This window comes from Methyloversatilis discipulorum (assembly GCF_000385375.1).
GTDB lineage: Bacteria > Pseudomonadota > Gammaproteobacteria > Burkholderiales > Rhodocyclaceae > Methyloversatilis > Methyloversatilis discipulorum_A.
Map to the genome: position 1 here is coordinate 3,463,402 of NZ_ARVV01000001.1, position 19,222 is coordinate 3,482,623.

Consider the following 19,222-nt stretch of genomic DNA (forward strand, 5'->3'; position numbering starts at 1 on the left):
GCCGAATTCTAGCAAAGCCGCGGCCACTGCCACGGCCTCTCCGTCACCGCCGCCCGGTTTCAGCGGCACCAGGACGGCCGGCGGGGCTCAGGTCGCTCGGTCTGGCACTGCCACTGGACCGCGCCGCTGACGTCATCCAGCGAGGGCACGAAGGCCAGCGCGTCGTCCTGGCCGCTGGGCCGGCCCAGCGGCGTCACGATTACTGTACCGCCCTCGCGCATGTCCACGCTTGCCACCGCCTGCAGCGCCTGTACCGCCGGCACGCGGTCGAGCGCGGACAACAGGGTGTTCGCCTGTTCCAGCGTCGCCGCCTCGGTCTGCAAATGCTGCAGCAGCGTGCCGGCGGCCGCATCGACCTGTGCCAGACGGGCGCGCTTCACGTAGTCCTCGTACTGCGGAATGGCGATGGCAGCCAATACGCCGATGATCGCGACCAGCATGATCAGGCCCCCGCCGCCGCCAATCCCGGGAAAGCGCGGCACGAACAGCGCAAGCAGCTTGGCGCGCAGGCTGCGTCGCGGCACCCGCAGTTCGCGGCCGGACGACAGCGCGCGCAGCGCCAGCATGCGCTTGGACAGCCAGGGGTAGTCCGAGGTCAGCTCGTTGAACGACATCCAGAAGCCACCGCTTTCGGCGCTCTGACCGATGAAGGTGTCGCTGTTCAGCGTCATCCACCGGCGCGATCCACCCACCACGACCGCCAGCGCGCGTTCGGCATCCTCCGGCTTCGGGCACAGCGCAAGACCATAACGGTCGCAGGTGTATTCCTGGGCGCGGCGGTAGGCGGCACCGATCAAGGGCAGGAAGGCCGACGGCCAGAGAAAGACCGAACGCAGCAGGCCGGTGTGCTTGCGGTGGATGTGCGCCAGTTCGTGTCCGATGTAGAAATCCAGTGAATCCGGACGCTCCTCCAGCGCATCGACGATGGGCGAGAACAGCACGACGTAGTGGCGACCCAGGAATTTGGCCGCCAGCGCGTTCAGGATGCCGTCGGACTGGATCAGGTAGCACTCGGGCAGTTCGCGTATGCCCAGCCGCTCGCAGGCGCTGACGATGCGCGCGTGCAGGTCCGGAAACTGGTCCGGTCCGATGCGCGCTCCGTTGCCTTTCAGGTGGGTGATGAACCAGGAAAAGCCGAACAGGTAGAACAGTCCGCCGAACAGCAGGTACACCAGCACGAGGCCGAAGGTGGCGACCAGGATGAGCACCCACAGCACTGCGGACAGCACGGCGTGAATTCGGAACAGCGTGTTCTCGCGCGGATAGGGCGCAACGGTCAGTATCTGCATGTCTGTTGTCATCGTTGTTGGAGGGAGACGGCGAGCGGCACGCCAATCAATACGCATGCGCGACGCAAGTGCGTGCAGCCCGACCTGTGCAGCCGCTCGCAATTCGACGGGAAATGGGGTCTCATACCCGGTTTGCCCTGCCCCCGGCCGGACCATGGACTGGATACGCATACGCGGTGCGCGCACCCACAATCTGAAGAACATCAACATCGACATTCCGCGCGACCGCCTGACGGTGATCACCGGGCTGTCCGGCTCGGGCAAGAGCTCGCTCGCCTTCGACACGCTGTACGCCGAGGGCCAGCGCCGTTACGTCGAGTCGCTGTCGGCCTACGCGCGCCAGTTCCTGCAGCTGATGGAAAAGCCGGACGTGGACCTGATCGAAGGCCTGTCGCCGGCGATCTCGATCGAACAGAAGGCGACCAGCCACAATCCGCGCTCCACCGTCGGCACGGTGACCGAAATCCACGACTACCTGCGCCTGCTGTTCGCCCGCGTGGGCACGCCGCACTGCCCGGAGCACGGCGCGCCGCTGGCCGCGCAGAGTGTGTCGCAGATGGTCGATGCGGTGCTGGCGATGCCGGAAGAGAGCAAGGTGGCCATCCTTGCGCCGGTGGTGAGCGAGCGCAAGGGCGAACAGGTCGAGCTCATTTCGGACCTGCGCTCGCGCGGCTTCGTGCGCGTGCGGCTGGACGGCGAGCTGATGGACATCGACAAGCTGCCCAGGCTGGACAAGAACATCAAGCACTCGATCGACGTCGTCGTCGACCGCCTGAAGGTGCGCGCCGACGCGCGCCAGCGGCTCGCTGAGTCGATCGAGACCGCGCTGCAGCAGGCGGAAGGCCGCGCCATCGCGCTGGACATGGACAGTGGCGCCGAACAGCTCTTTTCCGCCCGCTTCGCCTGCCCGGTATGCGGCCACAGCGTGGCCGAACTGGAGCCGCGGCTGTTCTCGTTCAACAACCCGGCCGGCGCCTGCACCAGCTGTGACGGCCTGGGCATGGTCACCTTCTTCGACCCGGCGCGCATCGTCGCCCACCCGCACCTGTCGCTCGCCTCCGGCGCGATCCGTGGCTGGGACCGGCGCAACCAGTTCTACTTCCAGCTGCTGTCCAGCCTCGCCACCTTCTACAAGTTCGACGTCGATACGCCGTGGGAGCAGCTCGACGCGAAGCTGCAGGACATCGTGCTCAGCGGTTCCGGGCGTGACCGCATCCCTTTCCGCTACCTGTCGGAATCCGGCCGCACCACGGTGCGCGAGCACACCTTCGAGGGCGTGGTGCCGAACCTGGAACGGCGCTACCGTGAAACCGATTCGGTGGTCGTACGCGAAGAGCTGGGCAAGTACCGCAACACCAAGGTGTGTCCGGACTGCCACGGCACGCGGCTGCGCTCGGACGCTCGCCATGTCCGGGTCGGCGACCACACGCTGCCGCAGCTCGCTTCACTGCCGCTGCGCGCCTGTCAGCAGGTGTTCGAAGGGCTGGAACTGGATGGCGCGCGTGCCGCCATCGCCGCCCGCATCATGCGCGAGATCGCCGCCCGCCTTGGCTTCCTGATCGACGTCGGTCTCGACTACCTGAGCCTGGACCGCTCGGCCGAGACGCTGTCCGGCGGCGAGGCGCAGCGCATCCGGCTGGCCAGCCAGATCGGCTCCGGCCTGACCGGCGTCATGTACGTGCTGGACGAACCGTCGATCGGCCTGCACCAGCGCGACAACGCGCGCCTGCTGGGTACGCTGAACAAGCTGCGCGACCTCGGCAACACGGTGGTGGTGGTCGAGCACGACCAGGAAGCAATCGAGATGGCCGACCACGTGGTCGACATGGGCCCGGGCGCCGGCCAGCACGGTGGCCAGGTGATCGCACAGGGCACGCCGGCCGACATCGAGGCGTCGGAAGACAGCCTGACCGGCGCCTACCTGTCCGGCCGCAAGCAGATCGAGGTGCCGAAGAAGCGCACCAAGCCGTCGGACGCCTGGCTGCACGTGCGCGGTGCACGCGGCAACAATCTGCGCGGCGCCGACGCGTCGATCCCGCTCGGGCTGATCACCTGCGTGACCGGCGTGTCGGGCTCCGGCAAGTCCACGCTGATCAACGACACGCTGTACACCGCAGCCGCCCATCACCTGTACGGCTCGGCCGCGCTGCCGGCGGCGCACGACGCCATCGAAGGACTGGAGCAGTTCGACAAGGTGATCAATGTCGATCAGTCGCCGATCGGCCGCACGCCGCGCTCCAACCCGGCCACCTACACCGGCCTGCTGACGCCGATACGTGAGCTGTTCGCCGGCACGCCGGAAGCGCGCTCGCGCGGCTACGGCCCCGGCCGCTTCTCGTTCAACGTCAAGGGCGGACGCTGCGAAGCCTGCCAGGGCGACGGCCTGGTGCGCGTCGAAATGCACTTCCTGCCGGACGTGTTCGTGCCCTGCGACGTGTGCAACGGGAAGCGCTACAACCGCGAAACGCTGGACATCCGCTACAAGGGCAAGACCATCCACGAAGTGCTGGGCATGACGGTGAACGAGGCGCGCGAGTTCTTCGACGCGGTGCCCACGGTCGCCCGCAAGCTGGAAACGCTGGTCGAGGTGGGCCTCGGCTACATCGGTCTCGGCCAGAGTGCCACCACGCTGTCCGGCGGCGAGGCGCAGCGGGTGAAGCTGGCGCTCGAACTGAGCAAGCGCGACACCGGCCGCACGCTCTACATCCTCGACGAGCCGACCACCGGCCTGCACTTCCACGACGTCGACATGCTGCTCGGCGTGCTCTACCGGCTGCGCGACGCCGGCAACACCATCGTCGTGATCGAGCACAACCTGGACGTGATCAAGACCGCCGACTGGATCATCGACCTCGGCCCCGAGGGGGGTGCCGGCGGCGGCGAAATCATCGCGGCCGGCACACCGGAACAGGTGGCCGCGGAAGAGCGCTCGCACACCGGGCATTACCTGGCGCCGCTGCTGAAGCCGCGCAAGGCGGCGGGGCGCCGGAAGTAGCGGCGTCCGTGGGAGCGAGCTTGCTCGCGATTGCGGCCTGTATCGAAGCCAGCGGCACGCAATCGCCGCATCGCGACCAGAGGTCGCTCCCACCAGAAGCACGCCCGCCTCGTCGTCGGAGCCCGGCTTCCCGTGGGAGCGAGCTTGCTCGCGATTACAGCCTGAATCGAAGACGGCGGCACGCAATCGCCGCATTGCGACCAGAGGTCGCTCCCACAACCTCAGTCGATCAGCCCGAGCTGCCGCGCCGCGTGCATCAGTTCGATATCGGTCGACACGCCCAGCTTGGACTTGATCTGGTAGTGGATGTTGAGCACCGTCTTCAGGCTCAGGTGCAGCGTGTCGGCGATGTCCTCGCGCGACTTCGCGGCGACCAGCATGCGCAGGATTTCGAATTCGCGCGCGCTCAGCGCGGCCAGCGGGTTCTTCGACGCGCTGCTGGCACGGCGCAGTGCAGCCAGTTCGGTCTGCACGTCCGGGCTCAGCGTCTGCCGCCGGTGGTACACCGCGCAGATCGCCTCGACCAGCAGATCGGGCGACGAGCTCTTGGTGACGTAGCCGAGCGCGCCCGATTCCAGCGCCTTCTCGACGAAAGTGGCGTCGCGGTGCATGGTGAAGATGAGCACGCGCGCGTCGCGGTCGCGCTGCAGGATGTGCTGCAGCGTCTGGATGCCGCTGGCACCCGGCAGCGTGATGTCCATCACCACCACGTCCGGTGCCAGTTCGACGTAGCGCCGGTAGGCCTCCTCGCCCGAACCGGCTTCGGCCGCGATGGTCAGCGGCGGATGCCGCTCGATCAGCCGCCGGTAGCCCTCGCGCACCACCGCGTGGTCGTCGACCAGCAGCACGCTGATCGGTGTATCCGTCATGCCGGTGTTCCTCCGTCTGTCAGTTGCCAGGGCACGACGATGTCGACCGCCAGCCCCTGCGGTTCGCGCGCCGACAGCTGCACGCGGCCGCCGAGCGCGATCACCCTTTCCTTCACGCCGATCAGGCCGAAGCCGCCGGATTTGCCGCGTGGCGCCGGCAGGTCAGGCCCGCGCACGACGCCGTCGTCGCTGACGCGCAGACGGATGTCGTCACTCGCCGTGCGCCGCTCCAGTTGCACGTCGACCGTCGTCGCACCGGAATGTTTGGCCGCATTGGTCAGGCATTCCTGCACGATGCGGTACAGGTTGATCGCGATGTCATCCGGCACGTCGGCGAAATCGCCGCTGACCTCAAGGCGATAGCTGCAGCGGCCGCGCGCCTGCGCGTCCCACATGCGCACCAGCTTGTCGAGGCCGGCGATCAGTCCGTACTCGTCGAGCCCGACCGGCCGCAGCTGGCGCAGGATGCCGTGCAGCGATTCCATCATGCCGCTGACCGTGCGCAGCACGGTGCGGCCGCTGGCGCGCAGCGCGTCCGGCGCCGGCTGTGGCCGCCCCGCTTCGTTCACGACACATGCGGCCTCGGCACTGATCGACGCCAGGCTCTGCCCGAACTCGTCGTGCAGTTCGCGCGCCAGCCGCCGGCGCTCGCCTTCCTGCACGGTGAGCAGCATTTGCGCCAGGCGCTGCTGCTCCCGCGTCTTCTGTTTCAGATTGCCGGCCATCGCGTTGAACACCGAGCCGATGCGGTCGAACTCGATCAGTTCGAAGGCCGGCAGCCGCGCGTCCAGATCGCCGCGTTCGAGCTTGCCGAGGCCGTCCAGCACCGCCGCCGCCGGGCGCAGCGCGCGGCTGATGCTGAAGTAGATCAGCACGTTGAACGCCAGCAGGGCCAGCACCGCCCACATCAGCAGGCGCGTGATCTCGTTCCACACGGCCGCACTTTCGCGGTCGGCATCGACACGTATCAGGACCTCGCCCATCTTCAGGCCCGGTGCGCGCCCGACGTCGAGGCCGACGCCGTAAGGCTGGTACCACAGCACGCGCCGCCCGACCTTCACGCCCGGCGATTCACCGCTGTCGGTGGCCGATTCGGCACCCCGGTCGATGCGCCGGTTCAGCGTGTAGCGGATCAGTTCGCGGAACCACGCCGGCGCCTCGGCTTCCGCCTGTGGCGGCGGCGCCTGCTGGCAGCTGTTGGCCGACAGCGTGCCTTCGAGGTCGAAGTACTGCACGCACAGCCGGGTCACTTCGGAAAACTCGGCGAAGCGCGCGAGGTCGGGCTTGCCGATATTCAGTTCGAGCCCGCTCAACTGACGCGACATCTGGTCGGTGATGAGCCGCGACACCAGGTCGGCGTTGCGCACCGCCTCGGCCTGCAGCCGCGTCGTCGTGCGCCAGATCAGGCCGGCCGACGCGAGCACGCCGATGGCCACGGCGAGCAGCGTGATGCGCAGCATCAGCGTCAGTTTCAGGTTGGTGCCGCGCTTCATCGCACCGATTCTAGCCGGCTGGCGCGCGGGCATCTTGCCCGCGGCGGCGGCCGTCAACTGTGCCGATCCTGTTTCGGCGCGACTGGATCTGTTTCCTCCGTGCGGCCGGCTCTAGTGTGGCGACACGATGCGCCCGCGTGCGCATGCCTTCATCGCTGCAGGAGATCCGTCATGTCCTCGCCCACCGCCCCGTCCGTGCTGCGCATCGCCACCACCGTGTTCTGGAGCTTCTTCGGCGTGCGCAAGCGCAGCCGGCACGACGTCGACACGGTGACGCTGAAGCCGCTGCATCTGGTCGCCGGTGCCGTGCTCGGCGCCGCGCTGTTTGTCGGCACGCTGCTGACGGCGGTGCATTTCATCACTCGCTGAGCGGGCGATCTTCGCTCAGGCCTCGCCATCCGGCAGCGCGAACAGGCGCTGCGCGATGCGCGCAGCCGCCGCCTCCAGCCGCGCGCGGCAGGCAGCGCGACCCGACTCGTCCAGCCAGGCGCTGATGAAGGTGGTGCCGATGCCCGCCACCGGGTAGCCCCCGGCGTCGCAGATCGGCACACCCATGCCGCTGGTGCTGCGGTCCAACACCATGCCGTCGAAACAGCAGTAGCCGTTGGCCAGCGCGAAGTCGATCGCCGTGCGATGGCGGATTTCGTCGTAGCGCTCGACGCGGTGGAAGCGCGACAGATTGATGCGCATCACCTCCCACACCTCGTCCGCCGGCAGCCGCGACATCATCGCGATGCAGCTCTGCGTGATGCCGAAGGCGGTACGCAAGCCGACGTCGCCGCGCCCGACCTGTATCTGCGAGCGCGTGTCGTAGCGGCCGATGCACACGCTGTCCAGCCCGCTGCGGATGTTCAGGAACACCACCTGGTCCAGTTCCTCGGCCAGCGCGCTCAGTTCGGTCGCTGCCGCGCGCTCGACCGGCTGGCGGCTGATCGCCGAATAGCCGAGCGCCGCCAGGTCGCGGCCGAGGTTGAAACGCAGCGTCAGCGGGTCGCGCTCGACCCAGCCCATGTCGATCAGCATGTCGAGCACGCGGTGTATGGTCGGCCGCGGCAGGCCGGTACGCGCGACCAGTTCGGTCAGCAGGCTGCCGCGGCGGGAGCCGCGCGCAATCGTCGTCACCAGCAGCCGCGCGCGGTGCAGGCTGCCTGCCGGCGCCTCGTCCGCCTCGCCGCGCTGCGCTGAAGCTCGTCCGTTCATCCGGCCGTCCGCCCCCTGTCCGTTCATCCGCAAAAACCGTGTCCGATATGCGGACACCTATGTAGGCCCGGCTTATTGCCGCCTGCAGATGCGAACACTAGCATCGGCTCCACACAACAAGACCTCGAACAACCGGTTTGTCCGTTCATCGGACAGCTTTCTTGATTCAGGAGGAGACATGGCCACGCTCTACGGCGCGCAGCACCGCGCGCTGCAGGAAGAGTTCGACATGCGGCCGCTGGCCGACCGCGTGCAGCAGTTCATCGTGCATCCGGACATACAGCCCGAACACCAGGGCTTCATCGAGTCGCGCGACTTCTTCTTCCTCACCACGATCGACCATCGGGGGTACCCGTCCGTGTCGCACAAGGGCGGCAGTCCCGGCTTCGTCCGGGTGGTCGATGGCACGACGCTGGCGTTCCCGAGCTTCGACGGCAACGGCATGTTCCTGTCGATGGGCAATATCGGCGCCAACCCGAAGGTGGGGATGCTGTTCATCGACTTCGAAACACCGCACCGCGTGCGCGTGCATGGCGACGCCACGGTGAGCCGCGACGATCCGCTGCTGCATGAAGGCCTGCCTGCCTTCCACGGTGCGGAATTCGTCGTGCGCGTGAAGCTGGCGGAAATCTTCATCAACTGCCCGCGCTACATCCACCGCTACCAGCGGGTCGCCGGTGCGCCGCACGTGCCGCAGCCCGGCTGCGAAACGCCGCCTGCGACGTGGAAGCGCATCGACGGCCTGCAGGACGTGCTGCCCGCGCACGACAGCCAGGTCGCCGCTGCGCAGGGCCTGATCACGCCGGACGAATACGCCGAACTGGTGCAGCAGGGCCGCACCTGACAGCGCGGCTACGGCCGCTCCCCCTCCCGCCGCCCGAACGCATGCAGCCCCACCGGGGCCGCAGGGGCGGCTGCACGCCCACGCCTCGAAAGGACACCGCCATGCACGCACTGAAGCCCTTCTCCGCCCTGGTCTGCGCCAACGTCATTCTGGCGGTGACGATGACCTTCACGATGCAGACCTTCCCGCTGCCGATGTGGCCGATGGTGATCGCCTGGGCCTGCTTCTTCCACCTCGGCGGCGGCGACCGGCCGCCGGCCGCACTGGCGGCGGTGCTGGCGCACGCGGTGTTCGGCGTGTTCGCCGGCTGGCTGGCGGCGCTGGCCATCCTGTTCAACCCGACGGCACTGCCCGGCACCGTATGGGTACCGCTGGTGGTCGGTGCCGCGGTCGGTGTCATGAGCCTGGCCTCCGGCTGGCCGCGGCTGGCGGTGCTGCCGGTCTGCGTCTATGGCTTCGCCGCGAACTGGGCCTATCTCGACGTGCCCGGTCGCTTCGACGCCACGGTGCTCACCACACTGCGTGCCGACAACGTCATCGTCGCGCTGCCGCTGGCGCTGCTGATCGGCTGCCTGTTCGGCTGGGCCAACGCCCGGCTGATCGCGCAACTGAGCGCACCCGACACGCGGACGCGCAGCGCCGGCTGAGCCCTCGTCCACGCACACAGGGCAACTTGCCCGTCGCCTCCTGCCTAGACTGCGCCGCAGTCGGTGCACGATCAGCGCCCCCGCCTCCACTATCGATTCCGCATCCGGGAGACAGCATGAACAGGGAAGAACATCTGCAGGACTGGCGCGACGCCGCGCTGCGCGTCGAAACCGAAGTACGCAAGGCCGTGATCGGCCAGGACAGCGTGGTGCGGCTGATCAACGTCGCGCTGTTCGCCCGCGGCCACGTGCTGCTGGAAGGTGACGTCGGCGTCGGCAAGACCACCGTGCTGCGCGCCTTCGCCCGCGCCATCGGCGGCGACTTCGAGCGCGTCGAGGGTACGGTCGACCTGATGCCGAACGACCTCGTCTATCACACCTATGTCGATGCCGACGGCAAGCCGCGCATCGAACCCGGTCCGCTGCTGCGTCACGGCGAACGCCTCACCACCTTCTTCTTCAACGAAATCAACCGCGCCCGCCCGCAGGTGCAGTCGCTGCTGCTGCGCGCAATGGCCGAGCGCACGGTGTCGGCCTTCAACCGCGAATACAGCTTCCCGCACATGACGGTGTTCGCCGACCGCAACAAGGTCGAGAAGGAAGAAACCTTCGAGCTGGCTTCCGCCGCGCGCGACCGCTTCATGTTCGAACTGCGCATGGAAACGCCCCGCGATCCGGCAGTGCGCCGCGCGCTGGTGTTCGACACCGCCTTCCACGACGTCGACGCGCTGATCGACCAGGTCGCGCCAGGCATCCTCGACTGGCAGTCGCTGAACTCGATGGCCGCCGCGATCCAGCGCAGCGTGGTGGCGAGCGAAGCGCTCGAGCGCTATGTGATGGACCTGTGGGACGCCAGCCAGAATCCGGCCGCGTTCGACGTGCGCATCGACGGCGTCGACATGAAGAAACTCATCCTCGCTGGCGCCAGCCCGCGTGGCATGAGCGCCATGCTGCGCGCCGCGCGCGTCGTCGCCTGGATGGCCGGCCGCACCCATCTCGTGCCGGACGACGTGCAGGCCATCCTGCCGTCGACGCTGGGCCACCGCGTGTTCTTCACACCGGTCTATGAAATGCGCCGCGCGCAGATCGCCGACGCGCTGGTCGCGCAGATCATCGAGAAGGTCGCCACGCCGCGATGAGTGCCGCCGACGAGCTGCACGAATTCCACTACCGCCTGCCACAGCGCGCCGCCGGTCAACGGCCCGGCTCGCACCCGGGCAGCAGCCTGGGCGCCGGCCAGGAATTCGTGTCGCACATGAGTCTTTACGACCGGCCGGACCCGCGCCGGCTCGACCTGCGCGCCAGCGTGCGCAGCACCACCGGCGACTGGCTGGTGCGCGTCAATCGCCAGCGCGTCGGCGTCACCGTGCAGCTGCTGGTGGACGTGTCCGCCTCGATGGGCTTCGGCGCCCGCCGGCGCAAGATCGACGTCGCCGCCGACTTCGTCGAATCGCTGGCGCGCAGCGCCTTCCGCGTCGGCGATGCGCTGGGCATGCTGGCCTTCGACCAGCGCGAACGCGCCGACCTGTGCGTGCCGGCCACGCTGAGCCGTGGTCTGGGCAGCGTGATGGCGGACAGCCTGCGCCAGTGCACACCGGCGCCCGGCGGCATCGAGGGGCTGGAAGACGCGCTGCAGCAGCTGATCGGCCGCGAGGCGCTGGTCTTCCTGGTCAGCGACTTCCACTGGCCGCTCGACCGGCTGGGTGGCGCACTCGATCTGCTGTCGCACGCCTTCGTCGTGCCTGTCGTCGTGTGGGATCCGGCGGAAACAGAGCCGCCGCCGCACGACGCCATCGCACCGCTGCGCGACGCCGAGAGCAGTGTCCGCCGCACGCTCTTCATGCGGCCCAAGCTGCGCACGCAGTGGCGCGACGCGGTGACGGCACGGCGCGCCGAGCTGGATGCCTTCTTCTCCGCGCGCGACCTGCGCCCCTTCTTCATCCACGGCGCCTTCGACGCCGAAGCGATGTCCGATTACTTCTTCGAGGCCACCGCATGACGCCCTTGATCCGAGCGTCCCTGATCGCCAGTCTGCTGCTTGCACAGGGCGCATTCGCACAGACCCCCGCCGCCGCACCGGACGCGCCGGCTGCGACCAGTGAAGACAGCCCTGCGCCGCAGGACGCGCCTGCCACCGACGCACCCGGGAACGGCGCCGACGCCGCTGCCACGCCCGCACCCGAGACAGCCGCCCCGGCAGCCGCTGCGGCACCGCAACCGCAGGGCGCGCCCGCCCGCGTCGAACAGCCGCGCGCCTTCGGTCATACGCTGGGCGATGTGCTGACGCAGCGCGTGCTGCTCGCGATCGACGGCAAGCCGGTCGAGCTCACCAAGCCGCCGGCACCCGGCCGCGTCGGCGTCTGGCTGGAACGCCGGCCGACCCGCGTCGAACGCGACGCCGACGGACGGCACTGGCTGGTGATCGAGCACCAGCTGATCAACGCACCGCAGGCACTCACCGCGCTGACGCTGCCGGCGCTCGACCTGCAGACCTCCGGCGGCCTGCTCGGCGTGGCCGCCTGGCCCTTCAGCGCCGCACCGCTGACACCGCGCAACGCCTTCGGCGAAGGCGCACTGGACGCGCTGCAGCCGGACCGTGCCGCACCGGCTGTCGACACCACATCGATCCGCCAGCAGATCGCGGTGTGGGGCGGGCTGTGCGTGGCCACGCTGCTCGCCTGGGGCGGATGGCTCGGCTGGCGCAGCTGGCGCGCCGGACGCAGCCAGCCCTTCGCCCGCGCGCTGCGCGAACTGAAGGGTCTGCGCGGCCGCGGCGACGACGCCCCCGAAGCCTGGCAGGCACTGCACCGCGCCTTCGACCGCACCGCCGGCCGCAGCCTGCAGCCGGCTTCGCTGCCGCGCCTGTTCGAACGCGCACCGCAGTACGCGCCGTTGCGCGCCGACATCGAACGCTTCTACGCACAGTCGGCCGCGCTGTTCTTCGGCGACGGCCGCCCGGCCGAAGCGCTGCCGCTGCGCAGCCTGGCGCGGCGCCTGCGCGACATCGAAAGGCGGCACGAAGCATGACCTTCGGCGCCATCGACTTCGCCCAGCCGTGGGCGCTGCTGCTGTTGCCGCTGGCCGCGCTGCCGCTGCTGCGCCGGCGCCGCGACACGCTGCTGTTCCCGACCCTGGACTGGCTGCCGCGCGACCGCGCCGGCCGCGTCGCCGGTTTCGCCTGGCGGGCACTGGCGGTGCTCGCGCTGGCCGGCATCGTCATCGCGCTGGCCGGCCCCGGCTCGCCCGAAACCACGGTGACGCGCACCGGCCGCGGCGCCGAAATAATGATCCTGATGGACCGCAGCCGCAGCATGGACGCCAAGATGAAGCCCAGCGACTGGCGCACCATCGATCCGCACTCGCTGCTCTACCAGGTGGACTCGCGCGGCGAACCGAAATCGGCGGTGGCGCGCGACCTGCTGTCGAAATTCGTCGAGCAGCGGCCGGACGACCGCTTCGCGCTGATGTTCTTCAGCGCCGGCCCGATGAACGTCGTGCCCTTCACCCAGCACGACGCCGTCGTGCAGGCCGGCATCACGGCCGGCGGGCTGGGGCGCGGTCTGTCCGACACCAACGTCGGCCGCGCATTGACCGCCGCCATCGACACCTTCACCGAGCGCGCCTACACCGGCAGCCGCATCATCCTGCTGGTGACCGACGGCGGGGCCCACCTCGACGAGCCGACGCGCAAGCGCATCCGCGAAGGCCTGCAGGCGAACCGCATCGCGCTGCACTGGCTCTACCTGCGCACGCTGAACGCACCCGAACTCGACGCCGAGGCGAGTGCACCTCCGCCCGCCGCCGAGGGCGACAGCATGGAAGCCATCGAGGTGCGCAACGCCTACTACGCGCAGGAGTCGATCGCCGAAGTGTCGCTGCACCGTTTCTTCCAGTCGCTGCCGGTGACCTACCGGCTGTACCAGGCGGACAGCCCGGAAGACCTCGCGAAGGCGGTGGCTGAAGTGGGCCGCCAGCAGAACTTCCCGCTCGACTTCGAAGAACGCGTGCCGCGGCAGGACCACAGCCGCCTCTTCTTCTCGCTGGCGGCGCTGTGCTGCGCGCTGCTGCTGGTCTATCGATCCCTTCTTCTGCGGAGCTGGCTGTGAAACGACGCACCGTACATCTGATCTTCGGCGCCACCGCGCTGTTCACCGGGCTCGCCGCCGGCTGGCAGACATCGCAGCTGTGGCAGGCCGAACGCGTGAATGCGGCCATCGCCGCCGCCGGCAGCGTCGACGCCGACCTGCCGGAAGCGCAGTTCGCGCAGGCGCTGGCGCTGAGCCGCGGCACCGACAGCGAAGCCGCCACCCGTGCCTGGAAGGCGCTGATCGCCGGCGAACGCGCGGACCTGCGCGAGGGCGCGCGCTACAACCTCGGCAACCTGCATCTGCGCGAAGCGCTGGCGCACGGCGAGGCCGACATCGCCAACGCGCTGCCGCTGGTCGAGCTGGCCAAGCAACGCTACCGCGACGCGCTGCGCGAGCGGCCGGACGACTGGGAGGCGCGCTACAACCTCGAACGCGCGCTGTGGCTCGCGCCCGAGATCGAGCAGGCCGCGGCCGCCGAGGACGAAGGCCCGGAGCCACCGAGAGAACGCGTGGTGACGACGCTGCAGGGCGTGCGGCTGGACCTGCCGTGAGGACGCGCGCATGAGAACACGCGTCTTCCTGCGCAACCTGCTCGCCAGCCTGCGCGAGCGCGACGCCCGCTCGCTGCTCGCCGCGTTCGCACTGCTGGTGATCGCCGCCGTGCTGCCGCCGGTAAACCTGCCGCGCGACAGCTGGGACACCATCGTCGTGTTCGATCTGACGCAGAGCATGAACGTCGAGGACTACGAACTGGACGGCGTGCCGGTGAGCCGCCTGACCTACGCCCGCGAGTCGGCCAAGCGGGCGTTGCGCGAACTGCCCTGCGGCTCGCGCGTCGGCTGGGCCGGTTTCGCCGAGTACCGCACGCTGCTGCTGCTGGCGCCGATCGAGGTCTGCGCGCATTACAGCGACCTGATCGCCTCACTCGACCAGATCGACGGCCGCATGCGCTGGGGCAATTCGAGCGAGGTGGCGAAGGGCGTGTTCTGGTCGGTGCGTACCGCCAAGACGCTGGACGAGTCGCCTGCCGTCGTCTTCGTCAGCGACGGCCAGGAAGCGCCGCCGCTGCGCGACGGCGACAAGCCGGGCTTCGACGACATCAAGCCGGGCGAGGTACGCGGCTGGATCGTCGGCGCCGGCGGCGAGGCCGCGCGGCCGATACCGAAGAGCGACGACGACGGCCGCCCGGTCGGCTACTGGCAGGCCGGCGAGGTGATACAGCGCGAGCTGCGCACCGCCGACGGCCGCAAGGTGCCTGGTACCGAACACCTGTCGGCGCTGCGCGAAACCCATCTGCGCGAGATCGCGCAGCAGGTCGGATTCGACTACGCGACGCTGTCCGACACCGGCACGCTGGTCCGCGCCATGAAGCACGACGGCGCCGCAGTGTCGCGTCCGGTACCGACCGCACTGAACTGGCTGCCGGCGCTTCTTGCGCTGACCGTGCTCGCGCTGCGCTTCCGCCCGGAGTCGCGCCGCTGAAGTCCCGGCGGGTCGTCCGGCCCGCCGCGCAGCCTGTCAGCATCCTCTGACAGACGCCTACCTGTACGCCCATCTGGTCTACCCTTGCGCGGCGCTAGCATTCGCGGGCGCATCAAGGACACCTCATGGGCCACGACGCCGTGGCCACATGCCTCCCTACAGCATCGGGTAACGGACATCGGCCGACGGCACGCAGCGTCCGCGACCCGCCCGCATGGAGCCGTTGACGATGAATTACGCACCTCCACCCGCGGCGCGCGACCTGCGCGTCGACCTCTTCCGCGGCGTCGCACTGATCTGCATGTTCTGGGACCACCTGCCCGGCAATCCGCTCGGCTACGCCACGCTGCGCAACTTCGGTCTCAGCGATGCCGCCGAGCTGTTCGTGTTTCTCGCCGGCTATGGCGCCATGCTCGCCTACGGCCGCCGCTACGAGCGCGAGGGCTTCTTCCCCGCGGCGGTGCACGTGCTGCGCCGCGCCTGGATCCTGTACGTCGCCCACGTGTTTCTGCTGGCACAGCTGATGGTGGTCGTGTTCGTCGCCAACGACAATGTCGAGACACGCGACTTCATCGCCGAGATGGGTCTGCGCTACTTCCTCGACCAGCCACAGGAGGCGCTGCTGGCGGGCATCCTGATGCAGTTCAAGCCGGTGCTGATGGACCCGCTGCCGCTCTATGTCGTGCTGATGACGCTGATGGCCGGCCTGCTGCCGCTACTGGTGCGCCGACCGTTGTGGGTGCTGCTGCCGTCCGGTCTGCTGTGGCTGCTGGAGAAGCAGACGGGGCTGAATCTGCCCGCCGCGCCGGAAGGCGTGTGGTTCTTCAATCCGCTGGCCTGGCAGTTCCTGTTCTTCATCGGCGCCTGCTGCGCACGACCGCGATCGCTGCTCCGCATGCGTCCACTGGAGCGGCGCATCGGCCGCAACATCATGATGCCGGCGGCGCTGGCCTTCCTCGCGGCCTCGCTGCTGCTCAGCCTGTCCTGGCGCTGGCCGGAGATTCATGACGCGCTGATGCCGCAGTCCATCGCCACGCTGATCTATCCGATCAGCAAGACCGACCTCGACTTGCTGCGCGTCGCCCACTTCCTGGTGCTGGCCTGGGTGGCCACCACGCTGCTGCGCCCTGGGGCATGGCTGCACAGCGCACCTGTATCGGCGCTGCGCTGCATGGGCCGTCATTCACTCGAAGTGTTCTGCGTCAGCGTGCTGGTGGCACCGCTGGCCGACGCGGCCGGCGCGGTGGCGGGCGATCATCCGGCCATTCAGGTGGCCGCCGGCCTCGCTGGCGTGCTGCTGATGTGGACGCTCGCCGCGTGGCTCGACGTCGTGCGCAGACCGCAACGCTCGCCCGCGCCGTACCATCGTGCGGATGGCGAATACGTCGGCGCCGTAGCGGCCCCGATCCGCAAGGGCGGCTGAAGCGACATGCCCTGTCGCGGCCAGGGTCGCTCACAAGGATCGCACCCTGTTCGCAGTCAGAGCCAGTTTTCTGTGGGAGCGAGCTTGCTCGCGATAGCGGCTTGTACCGAAGCCAGCGGCCCGCACAGGCTGCATCGCGACCAGAGGTCGCTCCCACAAAAAGCACGCCCGCCGTCGCAGTCGGGGTTCTGTGGGAGGGGTCTTCTGACACCGACTGCAGCTTGAATCGAAGCCGGCGGACAGCAGAGGCCGTGTCGCGGTCAGAGGACCGCTCCTGCAGCGGCGGCGCACTGACCCCGGACCCAAGCCTGAGCCGGGGTTCTGTGGGAGGGGTCTTCTGACCTCGACAATGCCTGCAGATCACCGTGGTGTCCGACCCACCGCGCTCATTCATCCGACCGCCGTCAGAACGCGCTCTTCACCGTGCCGCCATCGACGCGCAGTGCAGCACCGGTGGTGGCGGAGGCGAGCGGGCTGCACAGATAGGTCACCATCGCCGCGACCTCCTCGGTCGTCGCGAAGCGCTTGATCAGCGAGGTCGGGCGCACCTTCTCGAAGAACTCCTTCTCGAACTCGTCGAAGCTCTGGCCGCTGTCGCCGGCCAGCGCCTGCACGAAGTCCTCGACGCCACGCGAGCGGGTCGGGCCGGGCAGCACGCTGTTGACGGTGATGCCGCTGCCGGCGACCGATTCGGCGATGCCCCGCGCGATCGCGATCTGCGCCGACTTGGTCATGCCGTAATGCACCATCTCTGCCGGAATCTGCACACCGCTCTCGCTGGAGATGAACAGGATGCGCCCCCAGTTGCGGCGCTTCATGCCGGGCAGCACCAGTCGCGCCAGACGCGCGCCGCTCAGCACATTCACCTCGAAGAAACGCAGCCAGTCCTCGTCCGGAATGTCCTCGAAGGCCTTGGGTTCGAAGATGCCAAGGTTGTTCACCAGGATGTCGATGTCCGGGTAGTTATGCACCACCGTCTCGGCGTCGCCCGCCTTCGACAGGTCGCCGGCAAAGCCGATGGCACCCGCGCCCAGCCGGGCGACCGCCGCGTCCACCGACGCCTGCGAACGGCCATTGACGATGACGCGCGCACCTTCGCGCAGCAGCGCTTCGGCGATCGAGTAGCCGATGCCGGCCGTGCTGCCGGATACCAGCGCGAGACGGTTGTTCAGTTGCAGATCCATACGGGAACTCCTTTCGAAGACAGCGCCGCGGCGTCAGCCCCGCGGTGCGAACATGATGATGGCCATGCCGGCCAGCGCGACCGCCACACCGGTGACATCCCACAGATGCGGACGTTCGCCGTCGACCAGCCACAGCCACAGCACGGCGACGCAGACATAGACGCCGCCATAGGCCGCATAGACCCGCCCGGCCGCGGTCGGATGCAGAGTCAGCAGCCAGACGAAGGCGACCAGCGAGGCCGCGGCCGGCAGCAGTACCCAGGCCGGCGCGCGGTCCTTCATCCACAGCCAGGGCAGGTAGCAGCCGATGATTTCGGCGAGCGCCGTGGCGACGAACAGTGCGGTCGTTGTGATGAGATTCAAGAAGCAAGACTCAGGATGCAAGGTTCGACAAGCACGGTACAAGAAAAAGGTCTGCCGGAACTGCACTGCACAGTCGATTTCGCGCGACCAGATTTTCCTTGTATCTTGCATCTTGTCGCTTGCACCTGTCTTTCCATGCCTACCGCCCTGTCGGCCGTGCTGTGCGCCGCCCTCTTGCTGATGGTGAGCATGGGTGTGCGGCAATCCACCGGTCTGTTCATATCGCCGATCAATACGAGCACCGGCTTGGGCATCGTCAGCCTGAGCTTCGCGCTGGCCATCGGCCAGTTCATGTGGGGCGCAATCCAGCCGGTGGCGGGTGCCGTGGCCGACCGTTACGGTCCGGGCCGCGTGCTGGCCGCCGGGCTGATCGTGCTGGCACTCGGCTGCGTGCTTACCACCTTCGTCGACAGCACCTTCGGCATGACGATGACGCTGGGTGTGCTGGCCGCCGCCGGCTCCGGCGCGGGCAGCTTTTCGGTGCTGATCGGCGCCGCCTCGCGCCGGCTCGATTCTGCGCAGCGCGGCCAGGCTGCCGGCATCATCAACGCAGGCGGCTCGCTCGGCCAGTTCGTGTTCGCGCCGCTGGCGCAGAAGCTCATCGCCAGCGTCGGCTGGATGGGCGCGATGTACGCGATGGCCGCCGCCGCACTGGCCGCGCTGCCGCTGGCACGCGCGCTGCGCGCGCGCGAGCCGCACCCGCAGCACGCAGCCGGTGGCGACGGCGGGCTGCGTCGTGCGGTCGGCGATGCGATGCGCGACCGCAGCTACCTGCTGCTGCACGCCGGCTTCTTCACCTGCGGCTTCCACATCGCCTTCCTGATCACCCACTTGCCGGGCGAGGTCGGCCTGTGCGGTCTGCCGGCCGAGGTGGCGAGCGGCGCACTGGCGCTGATCGGGCTGGCCAACATCTTCGGCAGCCTGCTCGCCGGCTGGGCGGTCGGCCGCTGGCGCAGCAAGATGATCCTGTTCTGGATGTACGCCTCACGCGCGGTGCTGGTGCTGATCTACCTCGCGTCGCCGCGCACCGAATGGACCTTCTACCTGTTCGCCATCGGCCTCGGCGTGACCTGGCTGGCCACCGTGCCGCCGACCGCGGGCGTCGTCGGCAAGCTGTTCGGTACCCGCTACCTCGCCACGCTGTTCGGCCTGACGCTGCTGTCGCACCAGACCGGCGGCTTCTTCGGCGCCTGGCTGGGCGGGCTGGCGCTCGAACACAGCGGCAACTACCAGTGGATGTGGTACGCCGACGCCGCACTGGCCGCGGCCGCCGCGCTGGTGAATCTGCCCATACGCGAGGCGCGCGTCGTGCGCGCGACCGCCGCGGCCACGTAGGCGCCCACCG

Annotated in this window: 18 protein-coding genes; 12 read left to right on the forward strand and 6 right to left on the reverse strand. The window is 68.9% G+C overall.

The features are described from left to right. Positions 1-59 precede the first annotated feature (59 nt). Entirely contained in the window at positions 60-1,289 is a 1,230-nt protein-coding gene (locus tag METRZ18153_RS0116145; protein WP_020165710.1) for a M48 family metalloprotease, read from the reverse strand. A gap of 154 nt (positions 1,290-1,443) precedes the next feature. Between METRZ18153_RS0116145 and uvrA the strand changes: the two genes are divergently transcribed. Beyond that, positions 1,444-4,284, forward strand: a complete 2,841-nt coding sequence (gene uvrA, locus METRZ18153_RS0116150; RefSeq protein ID WP_020165711.1) for an excinuclease ABC subunit UvrA — start codon at positions 1,444-1,446, stop codon at positions 4,282-4,284. A 221-nt stretch (positions 4,285-4,505) separates the two neighbouring features. Here the strand turns inward: uvrA and METRZ18153_RS0116155 are convergent, their stop codons facing one another. After that, a complete protein-coding gene (locus METRZ18153_RS0116155) occupies positions 4,506-5,153 on the reverse strand; it encodes a response regulator (RefSeq protein WP_020165712.1) in 648 nt (215 codons plus the stop codon). Next, complete coding sequence (locus tag METRZ18153_RS0116160) at positions 5,150-6,703, reverse strand: sensor histidine kinase (protein WP_020165713.1); 1,554 nt, start codon at positions 6,701-6,703, stop codon at positions 5,150-5,152. The genes METRZ18153_RS0116155 and METRZ18153_RS0116160 overlap by 4 nt, the downstream gene beginning before the upstream one ends. 114 nt (positions 6,704-6,817) lie before the next feature. Between METRZ18153_RS0116160 and METRZ18153_RS0116165 the strand changes: the two genes are divergently transcribed. Next, positions 6,818-7,015: a DUF2970 domain-containing protein gene (locus METRZ18153_RS0116165; protein WP_020165714.1), complete on the forward strand. Its 198-nt coding sequence runs from the start codon at positions 6,818-6,820 to the stop codon at positions 7,013-7,015. Between the two features lie 15 nt (positions 7,016-7,030). Here METRZ18153_RS0116165 and METRZ18153_RS0116170 read toward each other — a convergent pair whose 3' ends face one another. Beyond that, on the reverse strand, positions 7,031-7,846 hold the full coding sequence (locus METRZ18153_RS0116170) for an IclR family transcriptional regulator (protein ID WP_020165715.1): 816 nt from the start codon (positions 7,844-7,846) through the stop codon (positions 7,031-7,033). A 178-nt stretch (positions 7,847-8,024) separates the two neighbouring features. Between METRZ18153_RS0116170 and METRZ18153_RS0116175 the strand changes: the two genes are divergently transcribed. The 9 genes from METRZ18153_RS0116175 to METRZ18153_RS0116215 all read left to right on the forward strand — a co-directional run bounded on the left by METRZ18153_RS0116175 (position 8,025) and on the right by METRZ18153_RS0116215 (position 16,330). After that, positions 8,025-8,690, forward strand: coding sequence for a pyridoxamine 5'-phosphate oxidase family protein (locus METRZ18153_RS0116175; protein ID WP_020165716.1), 666 nt, complete (start codon positions 8,025-8,027; stop codon positions 8,688-8,690). Between the two features lie 101 nt (positions 8,691-8,791). Beyond that, complete coding sequence (locus METRZ18153_RS0116180) at positions 8,792-9,337, forward strand: DUF1097 domain-containing protein (protein WP_020165717.1); 546 nt, start codon at positions 8,792-8,794, stop codon at positions 9,335-9,337. Positions 9,338-9,453: 116 nt separating this feature from the next. Next, positions 9,454-10,476, forward strand: a complete 1,023-nt coding sequence (locus METRZ18153_RS0116185; RefSeq protein WP_020165718.1) for an AAA family ATPase — start codon at positions 9,454-9,456, stop codon at positions 10,474-10,476. Then, positions 10,473-11,336, forward strand: a complete 864-nt coding sequence (locus tag METRZ18153_RS0116190) for a DUF58 domain-containing protein (RefSeq protein WP_020165719.1) — start codon at positions 10,473-10,475, stop codon at positions 11,334-11,336. Before METRZ18153_RS0116185 ends, METRZ18153_RS0116190 begins: the two co-directional genes overlap by 4 nt. Beyond that, positions 11,333-12,364, forward strand: coding sequence for a hypothetical protein (locus METRZ18153_RS0116195; RefSeq protein WP_020165720.1), 1,032 nt, complete (start codon positions 11,333-11,335; stop codon positions 12,362-12,364). The genes METRZ18153_RS0116190 and METRZ18153_RS0116195 overlap by 4 nt, the downstream gene beginning before the upstream one ends. Beyond that, positions 12,361-13,443 (forward strand): vWA domain-containing protein, encoded by a 1,083-nt coding sequence (locus METRZ18153_RS0116200; protein WP_020165721.1) that lies wholly within the window; start codon positions 12,361-12,363, stop codon positions 13,441-13,443. Before METRZ18153_RS0116195 ends, METRZ18153_RS0116200 begins: the two co-directional genes overlap by 4 nt. Beyond that, a complete protein-coding gene (locus METRZ18153_RS0116205) occupies positions 13,440-13,976 on the forward strand; it encodes a hypothetical protein (RefSeq protein WP_020165722.1) in 537 nt (178 codons plus the stop codon). The genes METRZ18153_RS0116200 and METRZ18153_RS0116205 overlap by 4 nt, the downstream gene beginning before the upstream one ends. Before the next feature lie 10 nt (positions 13,977-13,986). Next, positions 13,987-14,907 (forward strand): vWA domain-containing protein, encoded by a 921-nt coding sequence (locus tag METRZ18153_RS0116210; RefSeq protein WP_020165723.1) that lies wholly within the window; start codon positions 13,987-13,989, stop codon positions 14,905-14,907. A gap of 229 nt (positions 14,908-15,136) precedes the next feature. Further along, positions 15,137-16,330 carry an OpgC family protein gene (locus METRZ18153_RS0116215; RefSeq protein WP_020165724.1) on the forward strand — a complete coding sequence of 398 codons (1,194 nt, stop codon included), beginning with the start codon at positions 15,137-15,139 and terminating at the stop codon, positions 16,328-16,330. A 404-nt stretch (positions 16,331-16,734) separates the two neighbouring features. Here METRZ18153_RS0116215 and METRZ18153_RS0116220 read toward each other — a convergent pair whose 3' ends face one another. Both METRZ18153_RS0116220 and METRZ18153_RS0116225 read right to left on the reverse strand, forming a co-directional pair. After that, entirely contained in the window at positions 16,735-17,514 is a 780-nt protein-coding gene (locus tag METRZ18153_RS0116220) for an SDR family NAD(P)-dependent oxidoreductase (RefSeq protein ID WP_020165725.1), read from the reverse strand. Positions 17,515-17,547: 33 nt separating this feature from the next. Beyond that, on the reverse strand, positions 17,548-17,877 hold the full coding sequence (locus tag METRZ18153_RS0116225; protein ID WP_020165726.1) for a YnfA family protein: 330 nt from the start codon (positions 17,875-17,877) through the stop codon (positions 17,548-17,550). A 135-nt stretch (positions 17,878-18,012) separates the two neighbouring features. On the opposite strand from METRZ18153_RS0116225, the gene METRZ18153_RS0116230 reads away from it, so the two are divergent. Next, the gene (locus METRZ18153_RS0116230; protein ID WP_020165727.1) at positions 18,013-19,212 is read left to right on the forward strand and encodes an MFS transporter; all 1,200 of its coding nucleotides are present in this window, start codon (positions 18,013-18,015) and stop codon (positions 19,210-19,212) included. Positions 19,213-19,222: the final 10 nt, after the last annotated feature.

Bases quoted from the DNA above. Each gene is read 5' to 3' on its own strand.
- METRZ18153_RS0116145 (WP_020165710.1), bottom strand. From the start codon at position 1,289: ATGCAGATACTGACCGTTGCGCCCTATCCGCGCGAGAACACGCTGTTC.
- uvrA (WP_020165711.1), top strand. From the start codon at position 1,444: ATGGACTGGATACGCATACGCGGTGCGCGCACCCACAATCTGAAGAAC.
- METRZ18153_RS0116155 (WP_020165712.1), bottom strand. From the start codon at position 5,153: ATGACGGATACACCGATCAGCGTGCTGCTGGTCGACGACCACGCGGTG.
- METRZ18153_RS0116165 (WP_020165714.1), top strand. From the start codon at position 6,818: ATGTCCTCGCCCACCGCCCCGTCCGTGCTGCGCATCGCCACCACCGTG.
- METRZ18153_RS0116170 (WP_020165715.1), bottom strand. From the start codon at position 7,846: ATGAACGGACGAGCTTCAGCGCAGCGCGGCGAGGCGGACGAGGCGCCG.
- METRZ18153_RS0116175 (WP_020165716.1), top strand. From the start codon at position 8,025: ATGGCCACGCTCTACGGCGCGCAGCACCGCGCGCTGCAGGAAGAGTTC.
- METRZ18153_RS0116180 (WP_020165717.1), top strand. From the start codon at position 8,792: ATGCACGCACTGAAGCCCTTCTCCGCCCTGGTCTGCGCCAACGTCATT.
- METRZ18153_RS0116185 (WP_020165718.1), top strand. From the start codon at position 9,454: ATGAACAGGGAAGAACATCTGCAGGACTGGCGCGACGCCGCGCTGCGC.
- METRZ18153_RS0116190 (WP_020165719.1), top strand. From the start codon at position 10,473: ATGAGTGCCGCCGACGAGCTGCACGAATTCCACTACCGCCTGCCACAG.
- METRZ18153_RS0116195 (WP_020165720.1), top strand. From the start codon at position 11,333: ATGACGCCCTTGATCCGAGCGTCCCTGATCGCCAGTCTGCTGCTTGCA.
- METRZ18153_RS0116200 (WP_020165721.1), top strand. From the start codon at position 12,361: ATGACCTTCGGCGCCATCGACTTCGCCCAGCCGTGGGCGCTGCTGCTG.
- METRZ18153_RS0116210 (WP_020165723.1), top strand. From the start codon at position 13,987: ATGAGAACACGCGTCTTCCTGCGCAACCTGCTCGCCAGCCTGCGCGAG.
- METRZ18153_RS0116215 (WP_020165724.1), top strand. From the start codon at position 15,137: ATGAATTACGCACCTCCACCCGCGGCGCGCGACCTGCGCGTCGACCTC.
- METRZ18153_RS0116220 (WP_020165725.1), bottom strand. From the start codon at position 17,514: ATGGATCTGCAACTGAACAACCGTCTCGCGCTGGTATCCGGCAGCACG.
- METRZ18153_RS0116230 (WP_020165727.1), top strand. From the start codon at position 18,013: ATGCCTACCGCCCTGTCGGCCGTGCTGTGCGCCGCCCTCTTGCTGATG.